Here is a 4782-nt window from a genome sequence, read left to right on the forward strand (position 1 = left end):
AGCGGCCGGACCACTGGACCTCGGCGGCGTCGTCGCGGCCGGGGACGGTGTGGACGCTTCAACCCCGACGGCGCCACCGAGGACGAGGCCATCGACCTCTTCACCACCATCTACCGCGACGGCCTCGAAGCCCTGGACAAGACCCTCGCGGGCTGACCCGCACCACACCGCGCACCCCTGTGGTCCCGGCCCGCTGGTCGGCGGGCCGGGACCACAGGGGTGTGCGACCGACACCTGGACGACCGCCCGAGAGGATCCCTCCGTGGAAACCCGTTCGCACCACCACACGACTCAACTGCCACCGCGCGGGCACGTGACGAACAACGAGCACGCCCCCGCCCCGGCGGGCCCGGGCACCTGGATGGCCGCCGTCCTCGTCTCCCTCGCCGCCGGCGCCGCCCCGCTCATCGGGTTCTGGACCTTCGCACACTGACCCCCCATCCGCGCGGTGAAGGCCACGTAGGTCCGCTGGACGTCCGCGATTCCGTGGCGCGACAGCAGCGCGCCGAAACGCCCCGGCAGGTGGGGGCGTTCTCGTCCGAGGTGTTCCCACCTGATCCTTCGGTCCTCCGGCTGGAGGCCGTGCCTGTACCGCACCCTCGGGGGCCCTCGGCATGGCCGGATCGTAGTGAGTCGTATGCGTAGAGTAGTCAAGCTGTGGGAAGGGGAGGCCGGACGATCACCGCTGCCGTGGGGCGACGGGGCCTCCCCTGGGTGCCTCGGTGTGATCACGGTCATCACGAGAGGAAATCCATGTCCGAGCAGTACTCCCAGCCCACCAAGCCGCACATGAACGTCGGCACCATCGGGCACGTCGGCTCCGGGAAGGCGACGCTGACCGGTGCGCTCGCCGCCGTGCCGGCCAAGGCGGGTGCCGAGCGGGGCGATGACGGCCGGGACGGGCAGTCGAGTGAGGACGCGGTCGGCTCCGGTCACGTCGAGTACGAGACGGCGGTCCGGCACTACGCGCACGTCGACGGTCTGGACGCCGCCGACTGGGCCAAGTAGTTGATCGCCGGAATGATGGCCGTGGACATCGCGGTCCTCGTGGTCGCCGCAGCCGACGGCCTGACCGCCCAGGACCGCGAACAGGTGCGGCTCACCCGCCGGATCGGCGTGCCGCACATCGTGGCCTTCCTCGACGGGTGCGACCTCGTCGACGACGGGGAGCAGCTCGACCGGGTCGAGAGCGAGGTCCGCGAGCTGCTGTCCGCGAACGGCCTGCCGGGTGACGACGCGCCCGTGATCCGGGGGTCCGTCGCCAAGGCAGTGGAGGGCGACGCGGAGTGGGAAGCGAAGATCACCGAGCTCGCCGGGGCGCTCGACGCCGTCCCGGCGCCCGTGCGGGCCGTCGACAAGCCGTTCCTGCTGGCCGTCGAGGAGGTCTTCGGGACCGACCGCGGCACCGTGATCGTCGGACGGTGCCGGCGCGGCGTCATCAAGGTCGGCGACGAGGTCGAACTCGTCGGCATCAAGGAGACCCGGAAGGTCACCTGCACGGGCATCGAGATGGGCCGCAACACCCTCGACGAGGCTCGGGCCGGGGAGAAGGTCGGCTTGCTGGTGAGCGGCGTCCGGCGCGAGGACGTCGAACTCGGCCAAGTCCTCGCCGCGCCGGGCTCGATCGCGCCGCGCACGAGGTTCGAGGCGGAGGTCTACTTCCTGGACGGGTACGAGGGCGGGCGGTCCCAGCCCATCACCAAGGGCTTCCGCCCCCAGTTCTACTTCCGGTCCACCGACATCACCGGCGACATCGAGCTGCCCGACGGCGTCGAGGCGCTCCGGCCCGGCGACACCGGTCGGCTGACCGTCACGCTGACCCACCCCGTCGCGCTGGACCAGGGCCTGCGCTTCGCCATCCGCGAGGGCGGACGCACCGTGGGCGCGGGCGTCGTGACCGAGGTCCTCGGCTGACCCTCTGGCCGCGAACAGGCGCATGGCGATGGGTCACCTCGCGCGTGTCGTGGGCGAGTAGTGCGCGGGCCGGCGACGGGTGTGACGACGACCTTGCCGTCGGTTCCGATGCCGCCCGCGACGCCCCTGTAGCCGCCGCTGCCGCCCGTGCCGGCCGACCAGCCCTCCTGGAGTTCCGCGCCTCCGGCTCCGCCCCGCTCGCCCGGTGTGTAGCTGTAGCTGCGGTTCTTGACGCCGTCCTCGCCCTCGTGGGAGGCCGGGGGGTACTCGTCCTCCTCGAGGTCGGCGCAGGTTCCCGCCGCTCCGCCCTTCCCGCCGAGCGAGCCGAGCTGTCCCCAGCCGCCGCCCAGGCCCCCGGGAAGCGCGGCGTCCCCGCCCTTGCCCTCGTTGGCGTCGGCCCGACCGCTGGTCACGATCGCGCCCGTACCACCCTGGCCACCGGGAGCCTCGCCCAGCTCTTCGTCGGCGCTGCCGAACAGCGACGCGCCGCCACCCCCACCGCCGCCACCGCGGACGTAGCCGTACGCGTTGTGGGCGGCGGCGCCGCCCGCTCCGCTGCCGTCGGGCCAGGCGGTGGTGTCGGCGCCGTTGGAGTGGGAGGGAGTGCCGCCCGCCCCGCCGTGCGGGCCGCGGCCGGCGAGACCGTCGGCGGGCTGCCCTTCGACGGCGGTGCCGCCCCCGCCCCCACCGCCGCCGACGGCGACCTGGTAGCGCTGCCCCGCCTCGACCTTGAACCTGCACATCACGAAACCACCGCCGCCGCCACCGCTGGCACCGGCGTAGCGCCTGACCCCGGCATCGCTCACGTCCTCGCCCCCTCCGCCGCCACCGCCGCCGGCGCCCACCAGGGAGACCTCGATGTCCGTGACGCCCTCCGGCACGACGTACTCGTAGACGCCCGCCGCGTCATACACCGTCGGACCGGGCCCCTCCGCCGCGAGCGCGGCCGGCGAGTGCGCGGCCAGCGGCACGACCACCCCGCACACCGCGGCCACCACCGCCACCGCCCGGCGGCGAAGCCGGGCGCGCGCAGGGCCCCGGTCCACCTCGATCGCCCGTCCAACCCCGATCAGCACCATCACTGTTCCTCTCAGGCAAGACCCGAGGAGGAAGCCGTGCGACGGGCACCCCTCCCGGGCAAGATCAACTGACCTGAGCAACGACAGGCACACGGCCACGACACGGGACCTGGTCAGAAACGCCGAGCACCCGCTTCGGGGCGCACCGACCACCACGCCGCAAGGGAGGTCAGGCCGCTCCTCGAAGCGGCGCGCGACGAGCGTGCGGTGACGTCAGGTGCGTCGGCGGAGGCGGGTGGTCGCGGTGTTCCGGGCCCGGCGGGTGCGGCCTTCGGTGGCGAGGTAGGTCAGGGCTTCGCGCGAGGTGGTGACCTCGGCGAGGGTGCGTTGGAGCCAGTCGGTGGCGGACGCGAGGGCCGCGCGGTCCCATGGTTCTCCGCGGGCGATCGCCGCGAGGAGCAGCCACTCCCGGAGCCGGCGGGCGGCGAAGGGGTGGGCGGCGACCAGCGGGGCGAAGGACGCGGCCCAGGTGGTCGGCGATTCGGCGTGGAGCTGGGCGGCGGCCCGCTGTTCGAGGTGGTGGAGCACGGCGGCGCCGGCCATCACCTGGTCCTCGTCGGCCAGGACGGCGCGGACCAGGTCGGCTTCCCCGTCCGGCGACACCCGTGCGAAGGCCGCCAGGTAGCAGCGGTAGCGCTCGTGTTCGTCGGCGGACGGGGCGGCGGGCAGGAGGGGGTGAGCGGTCATCCGGTGGTGACCCGGAGGTTGGCCAGCAGGGTGGTGCCGGTGACGGAGGTGGCGAGGACGCGGCCGGAGCGGTGCCAGTAGGTGACGGCGTCGGCGTGGTGCCGGAGGCCGATCCGGGGGCCGGTGGCCTCGGGGAAGAGGGCGGTGAGCCCGGGGGCGGAGGACGGGCCGGTGCCCGCGTACAGGCGCAGGCCGGTGCCGTCGGGCTCCGGGACGGTGAGCGCCCAGTGGTCCCCGTCGGCGGCGGGACCGTGCGGGGTCGGGCCGTCCAGGTGCAGCTTGGCCGTCGGCAGGTCGGAGGTCCAGCGGAGGGTGGTGCGGTCCGGGTCGCCCGGTTTGGCGGTGAGCAGTCCGCCGGCGGCGAGGACGGCCGGGTCGGGGTGGGTGCCGGACAGTTCCTCGTCCACTCGCAGACGGCCGCGCAGCTCCCAGCCGGGCAGGTCCCAGCGCCACACCTCGGTCAGCGGGGAGCCGTCGGGCAGGGCGGAGCGGACGAGCGCCGCGCAGCGTCCGGGTGTGCGGGTGATCCCGCCCAGCAGGGCCTCGCGGGGCCCGAGTTCACGCCACACCACGGTCGGGCGGGCGGCCAGGGTGTCGAGGACGGCGATCCCGTCCGCGTCCGCGGTGATCAGGTGCCGGCCGTCGAAGGACGGTGCCAGCTGGCGGGCCCGCAGGGTGGTCCAGGGGCGGACGGTGCGGGTGGCGAGGTCGAGGCGGGAGATCTCGCGCAGCTCCGGACCGTGGTCGGCGACAAGCAGCGCGCTGCCGCCGTGGTCGGCGAGGACCAGCCGGTCGGCGGGCGTGTCCCAGCGGGCGCGGGTGCGGCCGTCGGGGCCGAGCAGTCGCACGCCCGCCGGTCCGCAGGCGACCAGCAGGGAGCCGGAGGCGAGCAGGGCGGCGTCCAGGACGGGCAGGGTGCCGGGGCGGTCGATGGCGGTGTACTCGGGGACGTCGCGCCGGAACCGGGGCACCGGCCTGGGCCGGGCCAGGTCGGCGGCGGCCAACGGGTCGGCGCGGCGCAGCAGTCGGTCGTAGAGGGCGCTCTCGGCGCGGTCGCCGGGGCCGCCGTCCGCGCTGCCGAAACCGCCGTCCCGGACGGCGG

Annotated in this window: 3 protein-coding genes and 1 pseudogene; 2 read left to right on the forward strand and 2 right to left on the reverse strand. The window is 74.8% G+C overall.

The features are described 5' to 3' along the window. Positions 1-262: 262 nt before the first annotated feature. Positions 263-433 (forward strand): hypothetical protein, encoded by a 171-nt coding sequence (locus tag AB0N76_RS39185; protein WP_363565635.1) that lies wholly within the window; start codon positions 263-265, stop codon positions 431-433. 320 nt (positions 434-753) lie between these two features. Beyond that, positions 754-1914: pseudogene (locus AB0N76_RS39190) on the forward strand (elongation factor Tu). A 1292-nt stretch (positions 1915-3206) separates the two neighbouring features. On the opposite strand, the gene AB0N76_RS39195 reads toward AB0N76_RS39190, so the two are convergent. Both AB0N76_RS39195 and AB0N76_RS39200 read right to left on the reverse strand, forming a co-directional pair. After that, complete coding sequence (locus AB0N76_RS39195) at positions 3207-3680, reverse strand: hypothetical protein (RefSeq protein ID WP_363565636.1); 474 nt, start codon at positions 3678-3680, stop codon at positions 3207-3209. Then, positions 3677-4782: hypothetical protein (locus AB0N76_RS39200; RefSeq protein WP_363565637.1), on the reverse strand; the 1106-nt coding region annotated here is incomplete at its 5' end. The genes AB0N76_RS39200 and AB0N76_RS39195, both read right to left, overlap by 4 nt.

This window comes from Kitasatospora sp. NPDC093806, assembly GCF_040683335.1.
Classification (GTDB): Bacteria; Actinomycetota; Actinomycetes; order Streptomycetales; family Streptomycetaceae; genus Kitasatospora.

What these genes read in the sequence shown, in the direction of transcription:
- AB0N76_RS39195 (WP_363565636.1), bottom strand. Translation starts at nt 3,680, where the DNA reads ATGACCGCTCACCCCCTCCTGCCCGCCGCCCCGTCCGCCGACGAACAC.